This is a genomic window from Thauera sp. 2A1, from assembly GCF_009469595.2.
In the GTDB taxonomy this organism is placed as follows: domain Bacteria; phylum Pseudomonadota; class Gammaproteobacteria; order Burkholderiales; family Rhodocyclaceae; genus Thauera.
In genome coordinates, this window is sequence record NZ_SSXV01000019.1 from 65,272 (window position 1) to 87,533 (window position 22,262).

The 22,262-nt window shown below is 67.0% G+C and carries 22 protein-coding genes; 18 read left to right on the forward strand and 4 right to left on the reverse strand.

The window, feature by feature from the left end; genetic code table 11:
• The first annotated feature begins 32 nt into the window (after positions 1–32).
• From GH664_RS16240 to GH664_RS16285, 10 genes are all read left to right on the forward strand, one after another.
• Entirely contained in the window at positions 33–2,027 is a 1,995-nt protein-coding gene (locus tag GH664_RS16240) for a diguanylate cyclase (RefSeq protein WP_153169118.1), read from the forward strand.
• A 141-nt stretch (positions 2,028–2,168) separates the two neighbouring features.
• Positions 2,169–2,486 carry a flagellar transcriptional regulator FlhD gene (gene flhD / locus GH664_RS16245; protein ID WP_153169119.1) on the forward strand — a complete coding sequence of 106 codons (318 nt, stop codon included), beginning with the start codon at positions 2,169–2,171 and terminating at the stop codon, positions 2,484–2,486.
• 10 nt (positions 2,487–2,496) lie between these two features.
• Entirely contained in the window at positions 2,497–3,060 is a 564-nt protein-coding gene (gene flhC / locus GH664_RS16250) for a flagellar transcriptional regulator FlhC (RefSeq protein WP_153169120.1), read from the forward strand.
• A gap of 153 nt (positions 3,061–3,213) precedes the next feature.
• Positions 3,214–4,068 carry a flagellar motor stator protein MotA gene (gene motA, locus GH664_RS16255; RefSeq protein ID WP_153169121.1) on the forward strand — a complete coding sequence of 285 codons (855 nt, stop codon included), beginning with the start codon at positions 3,214–3,216 and terminating at the stop codon, positions 4,066–4,068.
• A gap of 97 nt (positions 4,069–4,165) precedes the next feature.
• A complete protein-coding gene (gene motB, locus GH664_RS16260) occupies positions 4,166–5,125 on the forward strand; it encodes a flagellar motor protein MotB (RefSeq protein ID WP_153169122.1) in 960 nt (319 codons plus the stop codon).
• 123 nt (positions 5,126–5,248) lie between these two features.
• Positions 5,249–6,220 (forward strand): chemotaxis protein, encoded by a 972-nt coding sequence (locus GH664_RS16265; RefSeq protein WP_153169123.1) that lies wholly within the window; start codon positions 5,249–5,251, stop codon positions 6,218–6,220.
• Positions 6,221–6,230: 10 nt separating this feature from the next.
• A complete protein-coding gene (locus GH664_RS16270) occupies positions 6,231–7,190 on the forward strand; it encodes a chemotaxis protein (protein WP_153169124.1) in 960 nt (319 codons plus the stop codon).
• A gap of 31 nt (positions 7,191–7,221) precedes the next feature.
• The gene (cheY, locus tag GH664_RS16275; protein WP_153169125.1) at positions 7,222–7,623 is read left to right on the forward strand and encodes a chemotaxis response regulator CheY; all 402 of its coding nucleotides are present in this window, start codon (positions 7,222–7,224) and stop codon (positions 7,621–7,623) included.
• Positions 7,624–7,663: 40 nt separating this feature from the next.
• Entirely contained in the window at positions 7,664–8,611 is a 948-nt protein-coding gene (gene cheZ / locus GH664_RS16280; RefSeq protein ID WP_153169126.1) for a protein phosphatase CheZ, read from the forward strand.
• Between the two features lie 93 nt (positions 8,612–8,704).
• Entirely contained in the window at positions 8,705–10,609 is a 1,905-nt protein-coding gene (locus GH664_RS16285; RefSeq protein ID WP_153169127.1) for a chemotaxis protein CheA, read from the forward strand.
• A 65-nt stretch (positions 10,610–10,674) separates the two neighbouring features.
• Here the strand turns inward: GH664_RS16285 and tal are convergent, their stop codons facing one another.
• The 4 genes from tal to xseA form a co-directional block, all read right to left on the reverse strand.
• A complete protein-coding gene (tal, locus tag GH664_RS16290) occupies positions 10,675–11,751 on the reverse strand; it encodes a transaldolase (protein ID WP_153169128.1) in 1,077 nt (358 codons plus the stop codon).
• A 91-nt stretch (positions 11,752–11,842) separates the two neighbouring features.
• Complete coding sequence (locus GH664_RS16295; protein ID WP_153169129.1) at positions 11,843–12,697, reverse strand: pseudouridine synthase; 855 nt, start codon at positions 12,695–12,697, stop codon at positions 11,843–11,845.
• Positions 12,698–12,838: 141 nt separating this feature from the next.
• Positions 12,839–13,423, reverse strand: coding sequence for a superoxide dismutase (locus GH664_RS16300; RefSeq protein ID WP_153169130.1), 585 nt, complete (start codon positions 13,421–13,423; stop codon positions 12,839–12,841).
• Between the two features lie 170 nt (positions 13,424–13,593).
• Complete coding sequence (gene xseA, locus GH664_RS16305) at positions 13,594–14,976, reverse strand: exodeoxyribonuclease VII large subunit (RefSeq protein WP_153169131.1); 1,383 nt, start codon at positions 14,974–14,976, stop codon at positions 13,594–13,596.
• A 282-nt stretch (positions 14,977–15,258) separates the two neighbouring features.
• Here xseA and GH664_RS16310 point away from each other — a divergent pair, with 282 nt between their 5' ends.
• The 8 genes from GH664_RS16310 (at position 15,259) to GH664_RS16345 (ending at position 22,201) form a co-directional block, all read left to right on the forward strand.
• On the forward strand, positions 15,259–15,867 hold the full coding sequence (locus GH664_RS16310) for a MotA/TolQ/ExbB proton channel family protein (protein WP_153169132.1): 609 nt from the start codon (positions 15,259–15,261) through the stop codon (positions 15,865–15,867).
• 11 nt (positions 15,868–15,878) lie between these two features.
• Positions 15,879–16,301: a biopolymer transporter ExbD gene (locus tag GH664_RS16315; protein ID WP_153169133.1), complete on the forward strand. Its 423-nt coding sequence runs from the start codon at positions 15,879–15,881 to the stop codon at positions 16,299–16,301.
• Between the two features lie 8 nt (positions 16,302–16,309).
• Positions 16,310–17,323, forward strand: coding sequence for a tetraacyldisaccharide 4'-kinase (gene lpxK, locus GH664_RS16320; RefSeq protein WP_153169134.1), 1,014 nt, complete (start codon positions 16,310–16,312; stop codon positions 17,321–17,323).
• Positions 17,304–17,498, forward strand: a complete 195-nt coding sequence (locus tag GH664_RS16325; protein ID WP_153169135.1) for a Trm112 family protein — start codon at positions 17,304–17,306, stop codon at positions 17,496–17,498. The genes lpxK and GH664_RS16325 overlap by 20 nt, the downstream gene beginning before the upstream one ends.
• A 2-nt stretch (positions 17,499–17,500) precedes the next feature.
• A complete protein-coding gene (gene kdsB, locus GH664_RS16330; RefSeq protein WP_153169136.1) occupies positions 17,501–18,280 on the forward strand; it encodes a 3-deoxy-manno-octulosonate cytidylyltransferase in 780 nt (259 codons plus the stop codon).
• Between the two features lie 110 nt (positions 18,281–18,390).
• Positions 18,391–19,044, forward strand: a complete 654-nt coding sequence (adk, locus tag GH664_RS16335; protein ID WP_153169137.1) for an adenylate kinase — start codon at positions 18,391–18,393, stop codon at positions 19,042–19,044.
• Positions 19,045–19,161: 117 nt separating this feature from the next.
• The gene (locus GH664_RS16340) at positions 19,162–20,415 is read left to right on the forward strand and encodes a 6-phosphofructokinase (protein WP_153169138.1); all 1,254 of its coding nucleotides are present in this window, start codon (positions 19,162–19,164) and stop codon (positions 20,413–20,415) included.
• 37 nt (positions 20,416–20,452) lie between these two features.
• On the forward strand, positions 20,453–22,201 hold the full coding sequence (locus GH664_RS16345) for a gamma-glutamyltransferase family protein (protein WP_228111570.1): 1,749 nt from the start codon (positions 20,453–20,455) through the stop codon (positions 22,199–22,201).
• Positions 22,202–22,262: the final 61 nt, after the last annotated feature.

Here is a 22,262-nt window from a genome sequence, read left to right on the forward strand (position 1 = left end):
TAGCCCTGTCAATCCGCCGTGAATTCCGTCCAATGACCAAAAAAATAGACATCAGACGCTTCGCGCAGCTCAAGGGGACGGGGGAATTGCCCTCGCCGCGTGGCGTGGCGCTCGCGATCATCCGCCTGACTCAGTCCGAGGACGTGTCGATGGCGGAACTGGCGCGCGTGATCAAGGGCGACCCCGCCTTCGTCGGGCGGCTCATCAAGGCGGCCAACGGCGTGATCGCCAACGAGCGACGCGCCATCGTCTCGGTTCAGGAAGCGCTGATGGTGCTCGGCCTGCCGGCCGTGCGCACCATGGCCCTGGGCTTTTCGCTGTTGTCCAATTACCGCAAGGGCGCGTGCGCGGGCTTCGACTATGTCCGCTACTGGTCCTCCTCGCTGCTGATGGCGCTGGCGATGCAGGCGCTGGCGCGCCATGTGCGAGCGATCGCCGCCGACGAGGCCTTCAGCGTCGGGCTTCTCGCCCGCATCGGCGAACTCGCCCTCGCAACCGTTTATCCGCTGGAGTTTACCCGGATCCTCGCCGTCGCCGACCGCTCTCCCGGCATGCGCCAGGTCGATCTCGAGCACGAGGCGTTCGCGCTCGACCACTGCGCCCTTGGCGAAGCGATGTTGATCGACTGGGGGCTGCCCGACATCGTGTCGCGCGCGGTGCGGCAATTCGAGCAGCCGCAGTTTGCGGCCGATGGCGAGAACGGCCGTGAGCAGATGCTGGTGCAGTCGCTCGTGCTCTCACGCGCGGTGGCGCGGATCTGTCTTGCCGACGCCAGCGAGCATGCCGCGCTGATGCCTGCGATGCTGAGGCTTGCAGCGAGGCTCGGTGTTTCGCGCGAGTACTTCGTGGCGGCCTGCGATCGGGTCGCGAGCGAGTGGATCGAATGGGGCCGCCTGCTGCAGTTCGAGACGCATGCCATGCCGCGGTTCGAGACGCTCGCGGGTTTCGGCGAGCAGGGTGCGAGCGAGCTGCAGGTCGACGCGGCCGCTGCCCAGTCGCTCGCCGCCGCAGTCGAGACCGCCCCGGCCGACGAACAGGGTGACTCCGACGCGCAGGCAGAGCGTCTGCGCGTGCTCGTGCTGGCCTCCGATGCGGCGGAGCGGCAACGCCTGCGTCAGGTCCTCGAACGCGAGGGCCTTGCGGTGTTCGAGGCCGACGGCGGGCGCCAGGGCATCGAGGCAGCGGTTGATCTACAGCCGCACATGATGCTGATCGACTGGCGGCTCGGGAACGTCGCCGGCATCGATGTGGTGCGGTCGCTGCGCGAGACGCGCCTGGGGCGTGCCATCTACATGCTGATGCTGATTCCCGCCGAGGACGACACCCTGCTGGCAACGGTGCTCGACGCCGGGGCGGACGATTTCGTCGCCCGTCCTTTCCGGCCGGTCGTGCTGGGCTCGCGCCTGCGCTCGGCGCGGCGCATGGTCGGGCTGCAGGCCGAACTCGAGCGCGAGCGCGAGGAGTTGCGGCATTTCGCGGCCGAACTGGCGATCAGCAACCGGCGGCTCGAGGAAGTCGCGATGACCGATGCGCTCACCGGCTTTCCGAACCGCCGCTATGCGCTGGACCGGCTGCAGCAGGAATGGATTGCGGTCACGCGCAACCAGCGTCCGCTGTCGGTGATGATCATCGATCTGGACGGCCTCAAGCCGATCAACGACAACCACGGGCACGATGTTGGCGACATGGTGTTGCGCCAGGCGGGCGATGCGCTGCGTTCGGTGCTGCGCGCGCAGGATGTCATCTGCCGGACCGGCGGCGACGAATTTCTCGTGATCTGCCCTGACACCGAACTCGGCGCGGCCCTGCGCTGCGGCGAGCGCCTGCGGCTAGCGGTCGAGGCGCTCACGATCGAGACGGGCGGGCCCCAGCTGAAGATCACGGTCAGCATCGGTGTGGCGATGCGCGACGGGCGCACGAGCAGTCTCGATGCCCTGATCAAGTGCGCGGATCGTGGTGCGCGTATTTGCAAGCAGCGCGGACGCAATCGCGTTTGCGCCCTTCAGCGCGAATCAGACGGCGGCTGAACGGCTGCCGGTTTCCTCTTTCGTTGGTTTCATGTTGCATGGGCGCGACGCATGTCGTGCGCGCATGACTTTGTAACTTGCCGTAAGTTAGAAATTACTTTAGCTTTCGAACCGATTACCCCTGAGCGGGAGCAGAATTTCATGAGCCGCCCCGATTACCAGGCCGAGATCCGGGAGCTGAACCTCGCCTATCTGATGCTCGCCCAGCAGATGTTGCGCAGCGATCGTGCGACCGCACTCTATCGGCTGGGCATCGGTGAAAAGTTCGCCGATCTGATCTGCGACCTGTCTGCCGCCAGGCTGGTCAAGCTGGCCAGCAACCAGATGTTGATGCCGTGCTTCCGCTTCGACGACGCGGAGCTCGCCCGGCTGATGAGCGGCGAGGGACGGAACACCGCCACGGCCAGCCTGCATGCCGCGATCATCGCGGCGGGCAAGGCGGCAGAAGAGGCGGCCTGAGGAGCCGAAGATGAAGAACAAGCGCGTCATCGACGAGGCGGACGACATCCGTCGCGCGGTGGAGATGGTCCAGTTGGGCGCCCGCATGCAGATGCTGGAGGTCGAGACTCGCCTCAGCCGCGAGAAGCTGCTCAAGATTTACAAGGAGGTTCGCGGCGCGTCGCCCCCGAAGGGCATGCTGCCGTTCTCCACCGACTGGTTCATGAGCTGGCAGCCCAATGTCCATTCCTCGTTGTTCATGGGGCTGCATCGCTTTTTCACCCAGCGTGCCGCCGTCGGCGGGCTCGATGCGATCATCAAGGCTTATCACCTTTACCTCGATCATATCGAGTCCGAGGGCATGGAGCCCATCCTCAGCCTGACGCGCGCCTGGACCCTGGTGCGCTTCTTCGATGCCGACTTGCTGCAGCTCGCCGCCTGTACCACCTGCGGTGGACACTATGTGGCTCACGCCTATGACCCGACGCACGCCTTCGTGTGCGGCCTGTGCAACATGCCGTCGCGTGCCGGCAAGTCGAGCCGGACATCGACCAAGCCCGCGGTCCGCAAGGCGCGCGCCCTCGCCGCGGGCTAGTCTTCGCTTCTGCCCGCTCCCGACGGGCTGTCCGCGAAGCGGACAGCCCGTTTTGCTTGCGAAGGCAGGCTCCGCTGCGGCGTTCAAGTTTTCCTGTGGCGCGACGTTAAGCTGCTGCGACCCCCATCCCCGGGGTCATGGTTGGAGTGAACGGTGTTCCTGATCATTGGCTACGTCATCATCCTGGCTGCGTCGGTCGGCACCTATGCGGTGCACGGCAGCCTGGGGGCCCTGTGGGTGCCGATGGAATATCTCGCCATCTTCGGTCTGATGGTCGGGGGTTTCGTCGCAAGCAACGGGCCCAAGGCCCTCAAGGCGACGGTGAGTGCGCTGCCGATGGCGCTGAAGGGCTCGCCCTACACCAAGGCGCTCTATGTCGACCTGCTGGCGATGCTGTTCGAGATCCTGGCAAAGGTGCGCAAGGAAGGCCTGATGTCGATCGAGAACGACATCGAGAATCCGGATTCCAGTCCAATCTTCTCCAAGTATCCCTCGGTTACGGCGGACCACCATGTCGTCGAGTTCCTGACCGATTACCTGCGCATGATGGTGGGCGGGAACCTCAACGCCTTCGAGATCGAGAACCTCATGGACATCGAGATCGAGACCCATCACCAGGAGGCGCACACCGCCCCGCATCTGGTGTCCAAGCTTGCCGACTCGGTGCCTGCCTTCGGTATCGTCGTTGCCGTGATGGGAGTGGTGAACGTGATGGGCTCGGTCGGACAGCCGCCGGCGGTGCTGGGCAAGATGATCGGCGGCGCGCTGGTCGGCACATTTCTCGGCATCCTGCTCGCCTACGGCTTCGTCAGCCCGGTTGCCAGCCAGCTCGAGCAGCGGGTGGAGGAGGGCGGCAAGATCTACCAGTGCGTGAAGGTGGTGCTGCTGGCCAGCATGAACGGCTACGCGCCGCAGGTGGCCGTCGAGTTCGGGCGCAAGGTGCTGTATTCGACCGAGCGGCCAGGCTTTGCCGAGCTCGAGCAGGAAATCAAGAATCGCAAGGGTTGATGATGAGCTCCGCGCCGCGGCTACGCGAGACGCATCCTGGCTGTCTTCCCGTTTCTGATCGCGTCGCGGCGGCTGGCGCGGGCGCGGGAGGCGCGGCATGAGCGACGACTCCCAGCAGCCGATTGTCGTCAAACGCATCAAGAAGGGTGGCGGCGGGCATCACGGCGGGGCGTGGAAGATCGCCTATGCCGACTTCGTCACCGCGATGATGGCCTTCTTCCTGCTGATGTGGCTGCTCGGCTCGACCGCGGCGGGTGATCTGCAGGGCATTGCCGACTATTTCCAGAACCCGCTCAAGGTGGCCATGCAGGGCGGCGAGGGTTCAGGCGACAGTTCCAGCATCATCAAGGGCGGCGGTGAGGACCTGAGCCGCTCGGTCGGTCAGGTGCGGCGTGGCGAGAAGGAGTCGACCCGCGCGATCAACCTCGATGCGGCCCCCAGCCACACGCAGCAGAATGCGCCCGGGCAGAATTCCCAAGGCGGTGGCGAGGAGGGCGAGATGCGGCGCGAGCGCGCAAAGCTGATCGACCTGCAGGGGCGGATCGAGGCGCTGATCGAGGCCAGCTCCACCTTGCGCCAGTTCAAGAACCAGATCCTGATCGACATCGTCAACGACGGCTTGCGCATCCAGCTTGTCGATGAGCAGAACCGCCCGATGTTCCTGTCGGCCAGCGCCGAGCTGCGGCCCTACACCCGCGACCTGCTGCGCGCGATCGGCCATGCGCTGAACGACGTGCAGAACCGCATCAGCCTGTCAGGCCACACGGACTCGAGCCAGTACGCCGGAGGCGAGCGAGGCTTCTCCAACTGGGAGCTGTCGGCCAACCGCGCCAACGCCTCGCGCCGCGAGCTGGTGGCCGGCGGGCTCGAGGCGGGCAAGATGGTGCGGGTGGTGGGCCTCGCCGATACCGTGCCGCTCAACCGCGGAGACCCGCTCGACCCGGTGAACCGGCGCATCAGCATCATCGTGCTCAATAAGCGCGCCGAGGAGGCGCTGCGCAGCGAGGCCAGCGCTGCAGGACAGCCGCGCGCGGTGCCGCCTCCGGCGGGCATGTGAGCGCCGCCCCGGGCGTTTGCCTCGTGGCGCGCTGAGGCCAGCTCAAGTCCGCGCGATCCTGGCCGATAAAATCGGCGTCCCCGTCCGTGATCCGCATCGACGGGGCGAAGGCGGAAAAACCAAATGTCCGATCTACTCAAGAACATCGACGCACGCACGCGGCTAGCGGGCACCAACAAGCTGGAGATCCTCCTGTTCACACTCGGTGTGGACGCGCGCACCGGGCGTCGCGAGACCTTCGGCATCAATGTCTTCAAGGTGCGCGAGGTGATGCGCACGCCGACCATCACTGCGGCGCCGGAAATGCCGTCCTCGGTCCAGGGCATGGTCAGCCTGCGCGGCGAGCTGGTGCCGGTGGTCGATCTGGCGAGCTACGTCGGCATCGGCGCCGACTGCACGCGCGACATCATGATCGTCACCGAGTACAACGGCCACACTCAGGGGTTCCTGGTCGAGAACGTGGACACCATCCTGCGGCTGGACTGGTCGCAGATGCGGGTTCCGCCGGGCATGCTGGTGGCCAAGATGGGCGGGCTGGTCACGGCGGTCACCGAACTGGCCGACAACCGGCTGGTCATGATGCTGGACGTCGAGCGGGTGCTGTCGGAAACCACTCACTATGACGATGATCTGGCGTTCCGCGAGATCGCCCGGCTGCCTGGCGCCGATGCGCATACCGTCTATTTCGCTGACGATTCCTCGGTCGCGCGCCGGCAGATCTCGCGCACGCTCGACGCACTGGGCGTGCGCCAGGTGGGTGCGGTGAACGGGCGGCAGGCCTGGGATGAGCTGGGCAAGGTGGCCGCACATGCGTTGGCCCACGGCCGCTCGGTGAAGGACTTCGTGAGCCTGGTACTCACCGATGTCGAAATGCCGGAGATGGACGGCTACATCCTGACCAGGCACATCAAGTCCGACAGCCGTTTCAGCGGCGTCCCGGTGATCATGCATTCCTCCCTGTCGGGGAGGTCGAACCAGCAGCTCGGGCGCTCGGTCGGGGTGGACGAGTACGTCTCGAAGTTCGAGCCGCAGCGGCTGGCGCAGACGATCGGCCGGCTGCTGAGCTCGGGCGATGTCGATGCGGCGCGGAACTGAGGCAGGGATCATGTTCAATTCCGATCTGCGCGACAGCGCGCTGCTGGACTCCATCGATGGCCGGACGCGGCTCGTCGGTTCAAACCGCATGGAACTGCTGCTGTTTTCGCTCGGCACCGAGGAGTGCTTCGGCATCAACGTGTTCAAGGTGCGCGAGGTCTGCTGCACGCCCTTCATCACGCGCACCCCGAACATGCCGCACGGCATGGAGGGCCTGATCTCGCTGCGCGGCAACGTCATCCCGGTGCTTTCGCTCAACACCGTGCTCGGCCTCGGCGCGGGGCAGGGCCTGGGCAGCACGATGATGGTGACCGAGTACAGCAAGCACACCCTCGGTTTCCTGGTGCACGGGGTCGATCGCATCGTACGGGTGGACTGGGACAAGGTGCATGCGCCGGACAACCTGGCCGCTGGTACGGGCACTTCCAGTTTCATCACCGCCATCACCCAGCTCGACGACGGTCGCCTGGTGTCCATCCTCGACGTCGAGACCATCCTCGCCAACACGTTCGGCGACGCCGTGGTCGGCAATATCGTGCCGGTCGACAACGGTCACGAGGTGAACGTCTTCTTCGTGGACGATTCTGCCGTGGCCCGGCGCAAGATCGTGGAAGTGCTCGACCGCCTCGGCGTGCGCCACAAGCATGCGCAAAATGGCCTCGAGGCCTGGAATCGGCTCGAGGGTATCGCGTCGCACGCCACGCTCATCGGGCGTCGGGTCGCCGACGAAATCGATGTGATCCTGGTGGATGCGGAAATGCCCGAGATGGATGGCTATGTGCTGACGCGCAACATCAAGGGTGATGCGCGGTTCGACGGCGTGCCGGTGGTCATGCATTCCTCCCTGTCGTCCGAGGCCAACCGGGCGATGGGCAGGCACGTCGGCGTGGATGCCTACGTGGCAAAATTCGACGCCGACGTACTCGCGGAAACATTGCGGCCGCTGTTGCAGCGGGCAGTGCAGGCGTGAGCGGGGCGCGAGCACCAACACGGAGAACAAGATGGCCGATCCCAAACTCAGATTTCTGGTCGTAGATGACTTTTCGACGATGCGGCGCATCGTCCGCAACCTCCTCAAGGAGCTCGGCTACGCGAATGTGGACGAGGCGGAGGATGGCGCGGTCGCGCTGCAGAAGCTCAACGCCGCCCCCTTCGATTTCGTCGTCACCGACTGGAACATGCCGAACATGGACGGCCTCACGCTGCTGCAGACGATACGGCGCACGCCCCAGTTCAAGCATCTGCCGGTGCTGATGATCACGGCCGAAGCCAAGAAGGAGAACATCATCGCGGCGGCGCAGTCGGGCGCGAGCGGCTATATCGTGAAGCCATTCACCGCTGCGACGCTGGCGGAAAAGCTGGAAAAGATTTTCGAGAAAATGGGCCGGAGCGGCGCCGCCTGAAGCGGGCGCGTGCAATGCCGATCCAATCAGGAGCCTGGCAATGACCAAAAGGCCAAAGTTCGACGACGCGGGGGATTCCGACGAGTTGCAGGCGCTGTTCGACAGCATCGCCGCAACGTCGGCCCCCATTGCGGAAGGCGGAGCAGAACCCGTGCGCGGTGTCACGGAGCCGGCAACGGCCGGCGACAGTGACGAATTGCAGGCGCTGTTCGACAGCGTGGCGGCCGATGCCGCCCGTGTGCAGGAACCGGCCCGGCCGAGAGAGGCCGAGCCTGCCGGGGATGGCGACAGCGACGAGTTGCAGGCCTTGTTCGACGCGGTTGCGGCCAATACCTGGACCGAGGCGGAGACTGCCGGTGCGTCGGGCGGGGAACTCCACCCGTCCTCCCAGGCGGTGTTCAACCGCATCGGGCAGATGACGCGCAAGCTTCACGACACCTTGCGCGAACTGGGTTATGACCAGGCCTTGCAGCGCGCCGCCGACGCGATTCCGGATGCGCGCCAGCGGCTGGGCTACATCGCCCAGATGACCGAGCAGGCCGCGGCGAGGGTGCTGAATGCGACCGATGCCGCGCGCCCGATCCAGGAGGCAATCGGCGCTGAGGCGAAGGAGCTGGGCCAGCGCTGGGACCGGCTCTATGCCAACGAGCTGTCGGTCGAGCAGTTCAAGGCGCTCGCATCCGACACGCGCACCTTTGTCGCAGAGGTGGCCGAGGCGAGCCGGACGACCAACGCGCAACTGCTCGAGATCATGATGGCGCAGGATTTTCAGGATCTCACCGGGCAGGTGATCAAGCGCGTCGTCGACCTCGCGCAGACCCTCGAGGCGCAACTGCTGCAGGTGCTGATCGAGGCGGCCCCGCCGCAGATCCTTGAAGAGCGGCAGGCCGCCTTGATGAACGGGCCGGTGGTGAATGCCGAGGGCAGGGATGACGTCGTAACCAGCCAGGCACAGGTCGATGACCTGCTCGAGAGCCTGGGATTCTGACCAAGAACAACCGCGCAGGGTTTGCCGGCAGGCATGCCGGGCCCCGCTGCATGCAGGCGTGCGCGTGCGGCGCCGCCGTGGAGTTGTGAGCCGATGACTGACTTTGCCGGCATGGAAGACCTCCTGCAGGATTTCCTGACTGAAGCAGGCGATCTGCTGTCCGGGGTGGACAACAAGCTCGTCGATCTGGAGCGCTCGCCCGACGACCGCGGCCTGCTCAACGACATCTTCCGTGGCTTCCACACGATCAAGGGCGGCGCTGGCTTCCTGAACGCTGGCGAACTCGTGACGCTCTGCCACCTCACCGAGAACCTCTTCGACCGCCTGCGCAATGGCGAACTCAGCGTCACCGCCGAGTCGATGGACATCATCCTCGCGGCCACTGCCGCCGTGCGCGACATGTTCGGCGACCTCGAACGCGGTGTCATGCCACACGTGGCCGATGGAGCCTTGATCGCGAGCCTGCAGGGTGCCATCCAGGGCGTGGCCCCGCTGTCTGCGGCGGCGACGCCGGCTCCCCCGGCCGTGGCGACCAAGGTGGCGGCGGGAAGTCCGCAGGTAACATCTGCAGGGGCCGGGCCCGACTGGCAACTGCTGATGAGCGCGGTCACCGGCGCCCGGGCGCCGTCCACCGCGGCAGTCCAGGCTGCCTTGCCGCCTGCCGAACCCGAGCTTGCTCCGGAGAAGATCATCAGCGCCGCACTGGGGCGTCGCGCCACCGACAGGCCCGGCGTCAGCGGGCCGACCGGCAGGCGCGAGCCGGAACGCGTGCGGGACAACTCCATCCGCGTCGACACCGCGCGCCTGGACCAGGTGCTGAACCTGTCCGGCGAGATCGGGCTGACCAAGAACCGGCTCAACGCGCTGCGCCGCGACATCCTCAGCGGGCGCAACGACACCGAGACCCTCCATGCGCTCGATCTGGCTGTGAGCCAGCTCGACCTGCTGGTGTCCGATCTGCAGAACGCGGTGATGAAAACACGCATGCAGCCGATCGGCCGCCTGTTCCAGAAATACCCACGCATCGCCCGCGACCTCGCGCGAAACCTGGGCAAGGACGTGGAGCTGGTGCTGGCGGGCGAGGACACCGAGATCGACAAGACGATGATCGAGGATCTCTCGGACCCGATCATCCACTTGATACGCAATGCGGTCGACCACGGCGTGGAGAGCGCGAGCGACCGCGCGGCGGCGGGCAAGCCGTCGAAGTCCGAGCTGCGGCTCGAGGCGCGCCAGGAGGGCGACCACATCGTCATCCTTGTCGCGGACGATGGCCGCGGCATGGATGCCGAGCGCCTGCGCGCCAAGGCCGTCGCCAAGGGCCTGATTTCCGAGGAGGAAGCCAGCACCCTCGACGAGCGGCAGAGCTACAACCTGGTCTTCCTGCCCGGCTTCTCGATGGCGGAGAAGATTTCCGATGTGTCGGGCCGCGGCGTCGGCATGGATGTGGTGCGCACCAACATCCAGAAGCTCAACGGCGCCATCGAGATCCGCTCGCAACCCGGCAAGGGCACCACCTTCGTCATCAACCTGCCGCTGACGCTGGCCATCCTGCCGGTGCTGCTGGTGCGGCTGGGTGCGCAGCCGTTTGCCGTGCCCCTGTCCATGGTGCGCGAGATCCTGCCGATCGAGCCGAACATGGTGCACGACGTCGGTGGTCGCGCGACCATGGTCGTGCGCGGTGAAGTGCTGCCCATCCTCACTCTCTCGGGCCTGCTGGGCTGGCCGCAGGAGCAGGTGCCGGGCTACGGCGTGCTGATGCAGACGACGGACATGGCCTTCGTCCTTGCCATCGACAGTTTCGCCGGACGCGAGGATGCGGTGATCAAGTCGCTCGACGACTTCCGGCCCAAAGGCGTGGCTGGCGTCACGACCTTGTCGAATGGGCAGATCGTGCTGATCCTGGACATGAAGGAATTGCTCGCCGATGGCAACGCCATGCAGGGCATTCCCCGCTCGGCGCTGATTCCAGCCCAAGGCGAGGCAGTGTCCGGCTGAACTTTCGCGCAGCCGCGTTCCGCTTCAGATGCCCGCCCCAACGTGCGGACTCGCCACGCGCGGTGTCAGGAAGTGAGCTCGAGGAGCGCAGCGAAGGCCTGCTCGAACTGCGCCAGGCCTTCCTGCTGCAGCCGCTCACCGACTTCATCCATCTTCAGGTCCTGCGCGGCCAGCGCGGCATAGTGCGCCTCGGCGGCATCGACGTCCTTGTCCAGCGTGTTCGCCACCTTGCCGTGGTCGAGCAGGGCTGCCAGGGTCGCGTCGGGCAGGGTGTTGACCGTCTCGGGCCCGATCAGGGGCTCCACGTAAAGCAGGTCGCTGTAGGCCGGGTTCTTGGTGCCCGTGCTCGCCCAAAGCATGAACTGCGGTCGCGCGCCGGCTTCGCGCAGGGCGTCGAATGAGCTGCCGTGGAAGCGTTCGCGATAGCGGCGGTAGGCCAGCTTGGCGGTGGCGACGGCCGTCTTGCCGCGCAGCGCGAGCGCCGGGCCGCCGAGTTCGTCGAGCTGCTTGTCGACCAGCGTGTCGACGCGCGACAGGAACAGGCTGGCGACCGACATGACGGCGGCGACGTCGCCGCCGCTCGCCTGCAGGTTCGCCAGGCCTCGCACGTAGGCGGAAGCGACGGCGTCCACATGCGCCAGCGAGAACATCAGCGTGACGTTCACGCTGACGCCCGCTGCCACCAGGCGTTCGATCGCGGCCAGGCCAGCGGCGGTCGCAGGCACCTTGATCAGCAGGTTGGGACGGTCGACCGCCGCTCTCAGGCGCAGGCCCGCGGCGACGGTGCCGTCGGCATCGTGCGCCAGCGCGGGCGAGACCTCCAGGCTGACATAGCCCGCATTGCCACCGCTGTCGCGATGGAGCGGCGCCAGCAGGTCGCAGGCGCGCTGCACGTCGGGAATCACCAGCGCCTCGTAGCGCGCCTCCGCGCTCAGCGGCTCGCGCTTCAGCGCGGCCAGGTCCTCTTCGTAGTAATGTCCGCCGGCGATGGCCTTGTGGAAGATGGCCGGGTTCGTCGTGATGCCGGCGACGCCGTCCTCGGAGATGAAGCGCGCGAGGTGACCTTCGTTGAGGAGGGTGCGGGACAGGTTGTCGAGCCAGATCTGCTGGCCGTGCTGGCGAACTTGAAGCAGGGGATTCATCGATGGTCCGGGACTGGGCTGGTTGCGCGGTTGATCGGGCATTTTGCATCGGTTTGCCCGTGCCTGGCTATCGCTCTGCGGGCGCTGTCGCTCAGGGGAAGTGCCAGCCCAGCGCGCGCATCACGTCCAGGAAATCGCCTGCGGGTGGGGCCTGGATCCCCAGCCGTGCGCCCGTTCGCGGGTGGGGCAAGGTCAGCGTGGTGCACGCCAGCAGCAGCCGGCTGCTGCCGAAGAGTTGCTGGAACAGCCGGTTGTGGCGCCCTTTGCCGTAGGTGGCGTCGCCGACGATGGGATGAGCGATGTGCTTCAGGTGGCGGCGAAGCTGGTGGCGACGGCCGGTTTCCGGCTCCAGCTCGACGAGCGCGTAACGGCTGCTGGGGTAGCGGTCGACCTGAAGCGGCAGTTCGGCGGTGGCCAGGCGGCGGTAGCGCGTCAGCGCAGGCTGGACCACCGGTTCAGTCCGTTCCACATCAGCGGCGCTGATCCCGGCGGGCTCGCAGGCGCTCGAAGCCTCGTCCGCCACGGCAGCCCATGCCGCGTCCGGCGGTTCGATGTCCTCGGGCAGCGGGTTCCGGCCGGGTCGGTGTCCGGCGCCCACGCCGCGGCTGCGTTCGATGGGGTCGAGGCGGCGCGTCAGGGCATGGTCGATTTCTCCTTCCTCGGGCGGGTGGCCGCGGACGATGGCGAGGTAGCGCTTGCCCACCTGGCGGGTCTCGAACAGCGTGGCGAGCCTTGCCGCGGTGTCGCGTTCGAGGGCGAACAGCAGCACGCCCGACGTGCCGCGATCCAGCCGGTGCGCGGGGAACACGCGCCGCCCGATCTGGTCGCGCAGGAGCTGGACCGCAAAGCGCTCCTCGTGTGCGGCGATCGGGCTGCGATGGACGAGCAGGCCGGATGGCTTGTGGATGGCGACGAGGTGTTCGTCGCGGTACAGGATGTCGAGCATGGCTGGGCAGCGCGGGTGACGAGGCCGGACGACGTCGCTGCAGCGATAACGCCCATGTCCCGAAAACGACGAAAGCGACCGTTCCCGGTCGCTTTCGTGATGTGCGCCACGCGCTCTACGCGCAGCGCGCCGCAAACGGGATCAGGCGAAGTTCTTCGCCGCGAAGTCCCAGTTGGCCAGCTTGTCGAGGAAGGTCGCGACGAAGTCCGGACGACGGTTGCGGTAGTCGATGTAATAGGCGTGTTCCCACACGTCGATACAGAGCAGCGCCTTGTCGCCGGTGGTCAGCGGGGTGCCGGCGGCGCCCATGTTGACGATGTCGACCGAGCCGTCGGCCTTCTTCACCAGCCAGGTCCAGCCGGAGCCGAAGTTGCCCACGGCCGAGGCCTGGAAGGCTTTCTTGAAGTCGTCGAACGAGCCCCACTTGGCCTTGATCGCATCGGCCAGCGCGCCGCTGGGCTCGCCGCCGCCGTTCGGCTTCATGCTGTTCCAGAAGAAGGTGTGGTTCCACACCTGGGCGGAGTTGTTATACACACCGCCGGCGGGCGCCTTCTTGACGATGGCTTCGAGGTCGAGGTTCTCGTACTCGGTGCCCTTGATCAGGTTGTTGAGGTTGGTGACGTAGGCCTGGTGATGCTTGCCGTAGTGGAATTCCAGCGTTTCGGCGGAAATGTGCGGAGCCAGGGCATCCTTGGCGTAAGGCAGGGCGGGAAGGGTGTGTTCCATGCGTGTCTCTCCTTGTGTAGGTTCTTCGGAGTTCGTGGGGAAAGCCCGACAATTCTAGTCAGGAATGCGTGCCGATGACAATCCCGGCGCGATAAAGCGTATTTCTGGATCGTGCGATGTGCCGCAGAGACATCTTCGTGCCAGGCCGCGCATGTGGCTGCAGGTCGGCATCAGCGCGAGATCCCGGTGACGCGGGTGGCCAGCCGGCCGTCGGCCAGTTGCAGCTTGAGCGTGTCGCCCTCGGCCACCTCGGCGATGCTGCGCAGGATGCGTCCGTCGGCGCTGCGGGCGATCGCATATCCGCGTGCCAGCACCGCTTCCGGCGCGAGGTGCTGCAGGTGGGTAGCGAGGCCTGCAAGGCATTGTTGCTCACGCTGCACTCGTTCCGCGGCGCTGCGATGCAGTCGCGCGGCGAGCATCGACAACCTGTCGTGTGCCTGGGCGATGACCGGGCGGCCGCTGCGCAGGCGCAGTTTCAACTGGCTCACGTCGTGTGTCGCGCGCTCCAGGCGGCGCGACAGCCCGGCGCGCAGCTTGTCCTGAAGCATGCTCGTCCGCATCGCAGCCTGTGCGAGCCGCTGGCGTGGATGCACGAGCTGCAGCGCGGCACGGTCGACGCGCTGCGCTGCCACTTCGAGCCGCCGCTGCAGGGCGCGCTGCAGCCGTGGCGCGAGATTGGCCAGTTCGAGTCGCGCAGCGTGAAAACCTGCGCTCGCCAGTTCGGCGGCGCCGGTCGGCGTCGCCGCACGCAAGTCGGCGGCGAAATCGGCGATGGTGAAGTCGGTTTCGTGGCCGACACCGCTCACCACCGGCACCGGGCAGGCGCGGATGGCCCGCGCCAGCGCCTCGTCGTTGAACGCCCACAGGTCCTCGATGCTCCCGCCGCCGCGTACCAGCAGCACGACATCGATGCCGTCTGCTGCGCAACGCTCGCCGGCCCGGCGCAAGGCTTCCACCAGCCGGCCGGGCGCCTCGACCCCTTGTACCAGCGCCGGATAGAGGACGACGGGCAGATGCGGCGCGCGTCGCTGCAGGGCGCTCAACACGTCGCGCAGCGCCGCCGCCGAAGGCGAGGTGACGATGCCAACGCCGCGCGGGAAGCGCGGCAGCGCCCGGCGCGCAGCGGGATCGAACAGCCCTTCGGCAGCGAGTCTTTCCTTCAGGCGGTTGAAGGCCTCGTACAGGTCGCCGATGCCGGCCGGGCGCAGCGCCTCGATGTTGAGCTGGTAGTCACCGCGCGCCTCGTACAGGGTGACCAGCGCGCGCGCTTCCACGCGCATGCCGTTCTCCGGGCGAAACGGCAGCAGTTGCGCGCGGTTGCGCCACATCGCACAGCGCACCTGCGCATTGGCATCCTTCAGGGTGAAGTAAACATGCCCGGAAGGTGCGCGTACCAGGTTGGAAATCTCGCCGCCGACCCACAGCAGCGGCAGTGCAGTCTCGAGCGCTTCGCGCGCGAGGCGGTTGAGGGCAGAGACGCTGAGTACGCCGGAACCCGGGTGGCCGGTGCCGGATGGCAGTGGCTCGTGAAAGTCTTGCGTGATGGGTGGCATGGGGGCGGATTGTAGCGGAATCCACAGCGTCCGCTTCATGTCAAGCCCCGGTCGCAAGTCCTTGATGGATCAAGGGTGTTTTTTCAAGTTATTGTTTTATATGAATAAAATCATTGCACAATTTTGCATCGGAGTGTCGGACGGCCCACCGATACAGGCTTTTGACCAAACATCCCGAAATTGCACACAAACTTATCCACAGCTTCTGTGGATTGCTGCGGCCTTGCTCACTGAGGACGGCGGCGCTAGAGTTTCGCCTTTTCCCGCAGGAGGTTCCTCGGCGTGTTCGCGATCATTCAGGCCGTCGGCTGGCCGATCTGGCCCTTGCTGCTGACCTCGGTCATCGCTCTCGCGCTGATCATCGAACGCTCCATGTCCTTGCGCAGCCGTCGGGTGGTGCCCGACGGGCTGCTCGACAAGGTGCTGGCCGACCTTCGCGAGCATGGTGTGTCACAGGCCATGGCCGAGCGGGTCGACGCCCACTCACCTCTCGGCCGCGTGCTCGCAGCCGGCTTGCGCAACGTGAACAGCTCGCGCGAGGTCATGAAGGAAGCGATCGAGGAAACCGGCCGCGCCGTCGTGCATGAACTCGAGCGCTACCTCACCACGCTGGGCACGATCGCATCGATCAGCCCGCTGCTCGGCCTCTTCGGCACCATCGTCGGCATGATCGACATCTTCGCCTCGCAGGGAACCAGCGGCGCCAATCCGGCCCAGCTCGCACAGGGCATCTCCATCGCCTTGTACACGACCGGCCTGGGTCTCATCATCGCCATCCCGTCGATGATCTTCTGGCGCCATTTCCGTGCGCTCATCGACAGCTTCGTGATCGACATGGAGCAGCAGGCGATCAAGCTCGTCGAGGTCGCCCACGGCGACCGTCGCGGCTGAGGGCGATGGAAATGAACTTTCGCCGCGGGGCGCGCAGCGAGGAGCCGGAGATCAACCTGATCCCGCTCATTGACGTCGTGCTGGTGATCATCATCTTCCTGATGCTGACGACGACCTTTTCCAAGGTGTCGGGCCTGGAGATCAACCTGCCTACCGGCGACGCGGCCGAAACCGAGACGGTGCCCAACGAGATCAACGTCGCGATCAATGCCGCGGGGGACGTGCTCGTGAACCGTCAGGCGGTAGGCGAGCGCAGCATCGAGGCGCTGGCCGCCGCGCTGGGCAAGGCCGTGCCGGCAGGGCGTGACGACCCGGTCGTGGTCATCAACGCCGACGCCAAGGCTGCGCATCAGAGCGTCGTGAACGTGATGCAGGCGGCGCAACGCGCCGGGCTCGCACACATCACGTTCGCCACCCAGACGCCCGCCCGCTGAGGCTCCGCATGGCCTCTCGGGCGCCCGCCTGGTGGCAGGACCGCGGCCTGGCCGCCGTCCTCCTGCGTCCCCTGTCGGTCCTGTTCGGTCTCATTGCCTGGCTGCGGCGGTGGCTCCATCGGTGCGGCGTCCTGCGCGTCGAGCGCCTTGCGGTGCCGGTCGTGGTGGTGGGCAACATCGCGGTTGGCGGCAGCGGCAAGACGCCGGTCGTCGCCTGGCTGGTGGAGCGACTGAGAGAGGCGGGCCATCGCCCGGGTATCGTCAGCCGCGGCTACGGCGGCAAGGTGGAGGGCGTGGCGATGGTGCCGCGCGATGGCGACCCCGACATCTACGGCGACGAACCCGTGCTGCTGGCCAGGCTGACCGGCTGCCCCGTCGCCGTTGGCAGGGACCGGCCGGGCGCGGCGCGGGAATTGTTGCGGATGAGCCCGCACTGTGACGTCCTCATTGCGGACGACGGCATGCAGCATTACCCGCTGGGACGCGACATCGAGGTGGCGGTGGTCGATGAGGCGGTGCTCGGCAACCGCTGGCTGCTGCCTGCCGGACCGTTGCGCGAACCGTTGTCGCGGCTCAGGGAGGTGGATGTCGTCATCGCCCACGGCCAGATGTCCGCTGCGCTTGCGAGCTTGCTGGAGGGGCAAGCCGTCTTTTCGATGAAGCTGATGGGCGGTCGCCTGCGCGCGCTGCGCGATCCCGCCCGCGAGCTCGATGCCGGCACGCTGCGCGGCCGGCCCGTCCATGCGGTGGCAGGGATTGGCCGGCCGCAGCGCTTCTTCGACCAGCTCGGCGCGCTCGGGCTCGACGTCGTGCCGCACGCATTTCCCGATCACCACCGCTTCGTGGCGACCGATCTCGCGTTTCCGGCGGGCGAGCCCATCGTGATGACGAGCAAGGATGCGGTAAAATGCGCAGCCTTTGCGCCGGACGACTGCTGGGAGTTCCCTGTCAGCGCCCAGATCGATCCGGGCGCTGCCGAACGCATCGTGGAGAAGCTCAAGAATGGACCCCCGGCTGCTTGAAATCCTCGTCTGCCCGCTGTGCAAGGGCCCGCTGGACTACCTGAAGGACAAGCAGGAGCTGGTGTGCAAGGCGGACCGCCTGGCCTTCCCGATCCGCGATGGCATCCCGGTGATGCTCGAGGACGACGCGCGCGCGATGAGCGCCGAGGAAGTCGACGCGCTGCGCAGGGCCTGATCATGCCGGCGCCGGTGCCATTTCGCATCGTCATCCCGGCCCGCTACGCGTCCACCCGCCTGCCTGCCAAGCCGCTTGCCGACATCGCCGGTCGGCCGATGATCGTGCGCGTGCTGGAGCGCGTCCTCGCCTCGGGTGCGGACGAAGTCTGGGTGGCGACGGATCACGAAGAGGTGCGCGCTGCGGTCGAGGCCGCCGACGGCCTGGTCGTGATGACGCGGCCCGATCATCCCAGCGGCACCGACCGGCTGGCCGAGGTTGCGCATGCACTGGGCTGGAACGACGACGACATCGTCGTCAATGTGCAGGGCGACGAGCCGCTGATCGATCCCGTGGTTGTGTGTGCTGTCGCGCAGGCACTTGCCGCCGATGACGAAGCCGCCATCGCGACGGCGGCGCACCCGCTGGGTTCGGCCGAGGACGCGTTCAATCCCAACGTGGTCAAGGTCGTGTGCGACGCGGACCAGCGCGCGCTTTATTTCTCGCGCGCGCCCATCCCCTGGGCGCGCGACGCCTGGGCGCAGGCGCGGCACGCCCTGCCCGCCGGGCTGCCGATGCTGCGCCATGTCGGCCTCTATGCATACAGGGTGTCCTTCCTGCGGCGTTACGCCGGCCTTGCACCGTCTCCGCTGGAGCATTGGGAGGCGCTCGAGCAGTTGCGCGTGCTCTGGCATGGCTATCGCATCCGCGTACTCGAACTCCAGCATGAGCCGGCGGCCGGGGTGGACACCATCGAGGATCTCGAGCGCGTGAGGGCCATCTTCGCGGCCGGAGGGGCGTGATCGCACTGCTGGTGGGGGTTTACCGGCCGGAGCTAGTCGGTTAAGTTTCGGCCATTGTTGATGACAAAGTGGACCACGCAAGTGGCCGATAATCCGTGAGGGGGTAGGGTATGCGTTTGATTCTTCTGGGGCCACCGGGTGCGGGCAAGGGCACGCAGGCGAACTTCATCAAGGAGAAGTTCGGCATTCCGCAGATTTCCACCGGCGACATGCTGCGTGCCGCGGTGAAGGCGGGCACGCCGCTGGGCATCGAGGCGAAGAAGGTGATGGATGCGGGCGGCCTGGTGTCCGACGGCATCATCATCGGCCTGGTCAAGGATCGGCTGCAGCAGGACGATTGCAAGGCTGGCTACATGTTCGACGGCTTTCCGCGCACCATCCCGCAGGCTGACGCGATGAAGGACGCCGGCGTGCCGATCGATTTCGTGCTCGAGATCGACGTCCCCGACAGCGAGATCATCGAGCGCATGAGCGGGCGCCGCGTCCACCTGTCGTCGGGCCGCACCTACCATGTCAAGTACAACCCGCCGAAAGTTGCGGGCAAGGACGACGTGACCGGCGAGGACCTGATCCAGCGCGATGACGACCAGGAAGAAACCGTCCGCAAGCGCCTGGAGGTCTACCACGCGCAGACCAAGCCGCTGGTCGAGTACTACACGCAGTGGGCCGCGTCGGGTGATGCAAAGGCGCCTAAGGTGCGCAAGATCTCCGGCCTCGGTGCCGTCGATAGCATCACCGAGCAGGCATTTGCGGCGCTGAAGTAAGCGCACGCAGGCTGAACGGCGCGGCCGGCATCCCGAGCGAGGGGCCGGCCGCGTTCTTTTTTGGCATGGGTCTTTCGTGGCGGGCGTCGGAAATTCAGCTCGCAAGGCAGGGGGGCGATGAATCTGCTCTATGCGCAATCCGGCGGCGTGACTGCCGTCATCAATGCGACGGCGGCGGCGGTGATCGGCGCCGCGCGCGAGCATCCCGGGCGGATCGGCACGGTGCTCGCGGCGCGCGGCGGCATTCTCGGCGCGCTGGCGGAGGATCTCGTCGATACGCGCGTACTGCAGGCGGACGAGCTCGCGCGCCTCGCGCGCACGCCGGGCGGCGCATTCGGCTCGTGCCGCTTCGATCTGCCGGACGAGGCGTCGAATCCGCGCCTTTACGATCGCCTCTTCGCGGTGCTGGCGGCACATGACATCGGCGGCGTGCTGTACAACGGCGGGAACGGGTCGATGGATCTCGTTGCCCGCCTGTCCGCCGCCGCGCGCCGGCGTGGCCATCCGCTCGTCACTGTGGGCGTGCCCAAAACGGTGGACAACGACATCGTCGGCACCGACTGCTGCCCCGGGTTCGGCTCGGCAGCCAAATATGTCGCCACTGCGATGCGCGAGGCGGGGCTGGACATCGCCTCGATGGTGAGCCGCAAGGGCAGCGTCTTCGTGCTCGAGGTGATGGGGCGCAACACCGGCTGGCTGGCTGCGGCTACCGCGCTGGCCAGCGATGGCGATCGCGACATGCCGCCGCACATTGTGCTGGTTCCCGAGGTGCCTTTCATTGAGGACGTCTTCCTCGCCCGCGTACGTGAGGTGGTCGAGCGGCTCGGCTACTGCACCGTGACAGTTTCTGAGGGCATCCGCGGGGCCGACGGCATCATCCTGATGGAGAAGTCGCACGACCAGGCCGGCCATGTGCAACTGGGCGGAGCGGGGCTGGCCGTCGCGCGCCGGATCAACGCCCGCCTCGGCTACAAATTCCATTGGGCGATCCCCGATTACCTGCAGCGTGCGGCTGCGCACTGGGCATCGGCAACAGACCACGCGCAGGCGATGGCGCTGGGGCGGGCGGCGGTGGACTACGCACTCGCGGGACACGACGGCATGATGCCGGCGGTTCGGCGCCTTGCCGACGCTCCTTATGCCTGGGACGTGGTGCCGGTCCAGGCGGCGACGATTGCCAATCTCGAGCGCAGCTTGCCTGCCGGGTTCATTGCCGATGACGGGTTGCATGTCACCGCGGCTGCATGCGGCTTCATCCGGCCTTTGATCCATGGAGAACTGCCGGTGACGACGGTGGCCGGTCTACCCGATCACCGCCCTTTGCGCCTGCCGCTGATCGACAAGCGCCTGCCGCCGTGGGACGAGACCTGAGCCCTGGCGACCGCGCCTCCGCGAGGAGGCGTGTGCCGTGGTGAGGCGCATCGGCCGTCGCTGCGGTTTGAGCGTGGTGGCCGTCGCATGGCTGGCCGCCATGCCGCTGCGCGCACAGACCCCCGACGAGCCAGAGCGCGCAACCGGGCTCACCGCCAGTCCGGCGGTGCATTCGGCGAGGGCCATGGTCGTGACCGCCAACCCTCACGCCACCCAGGCAGCGCTGCACATCCTGCGCGAGGGCGGTTCGGCAGTGGATGCCGCGATCGCCGCGGCACTGGTCCTCGGCGTGGTGGAGCCGCAGTCATCCGGCCTGGGCGGTGGCGGGTTCGCGCTGCACTATGCGACCGAGGGCGGGGTGGTGGAGGCCTGGGACGGCCGCGAGACAGCGCCGCGGGATGTCGATGCTTCGCTGTTCCTCGGCGCCGACGGGGCGCCGATGGCGTTTTACGAGGCAGCGCTCGGTGGGCGCGCGGTGGGAGTGCCCGGCTTGCCGCGTCTGCTTGCCGAACTGCACGCACGCCACGGTCGCCTGCCGTGGGTGAGCCTGTTCCAGCCTGCGATCCGGCTCGCGGAAGAAGGTTTTCCGGTGTCGCCGCGGCTGCACGCGCTGGTCGCTGCGGACGCCCACTTGTTCCGCGATCCGGGTGCGCGCGCGCTGTTCTTCGATGCGGCGGGGCGGCCGCTGGCGGTTGGGGCGCGGCTCGTCAATCCCTCCCTGGCGGCGACGCTGCGCATCCTGGCGCACGATGGCGTCGCGCCCTTCTACGAGGGAAGCCTTGCCGTCGATCTGGTTGCCGCTGCGCAGGCTGCGCCGAACGCCGGGAAGCTGAGCATCGATGACCTGAGGAAGTATCGGGCGGTGCGTCGTCAGCCGCTGTGCGCGTCTTATCGCACCTGGAAGATCTGCGGCATGCCGCCCCCGAGTTCGGGCGGAGGTACACTGCTGGCGATGCTCGGCATCCTGGAGCGCTTTCCACTGTCGCAACTCGCATCCGACTCCGCCTTTCCGCTGCACCTGTTCGCCGAAGCCGGCCGGCTGGCGTATGCGGATCGTGACGCCTGGTATGGCGATCCGGCGACGATGGTGACGTCGCCGGCAGCACTGATCGACGGCCGCTATCTTGCCCGGCGGGCGGCGCAGATTCGACTCGACGCCAGCCTGGCCCGGGTGGATGCAGGCGAGCCGGTTCCCCGCCGGACACCGGTCGCGGCCGTCGAGATTGAGCAGCCCTCGACCACACACCTCTCCATCGTCGATGCGCAAGGCAATGCAGTGGCGCTGACCGCGTCGATCGAGGATGCTTTCGGCAGCCGGCGCCTCGTCGGCGGCTTCCTGCTCAACAACCAGTTGACCGATTTCAGCTTCCAGCCGCGCAGCGCACACGGAGTCCACCCCAACCGCGTGGAAGGAGGACGGCGCCCGCGCAGCTCCATGGCCCCGACGCTGATCTTCAGCCGTGGCGGCACGCTATACGCGGTGCTCGGCTCGGCGGGCGGGGGCGCCATCATCAATTACGTCGCCGAGGCAGTGGTCGGCCTGACCGACTGGCAATTGCCGCCGGATGCCGTGCTGGCGCGCCCGCACGTCGGCAGTCGCAACGGGCCCACCGAGGTCGAGGATCGGCCGGAGGGCGGGGTGCTGGCTGACCGTCTGCGCTTGTTCGGCCAAAGCGTGGTGCTGCGCAGCCTGACCAGCGGCAGCAGCGTTGTCGTCCGCGCCGCGGATGGAGGTTGGCTGGGGGCTGCCGATCCGCGGCGGGAAGGCAGCGCCGCGGGCTTCTGATCCAGCTCTCAGATCGGCCAGGCTTGCCTTCAGAGGGCAGACGGGCCCATGACAAAAACGC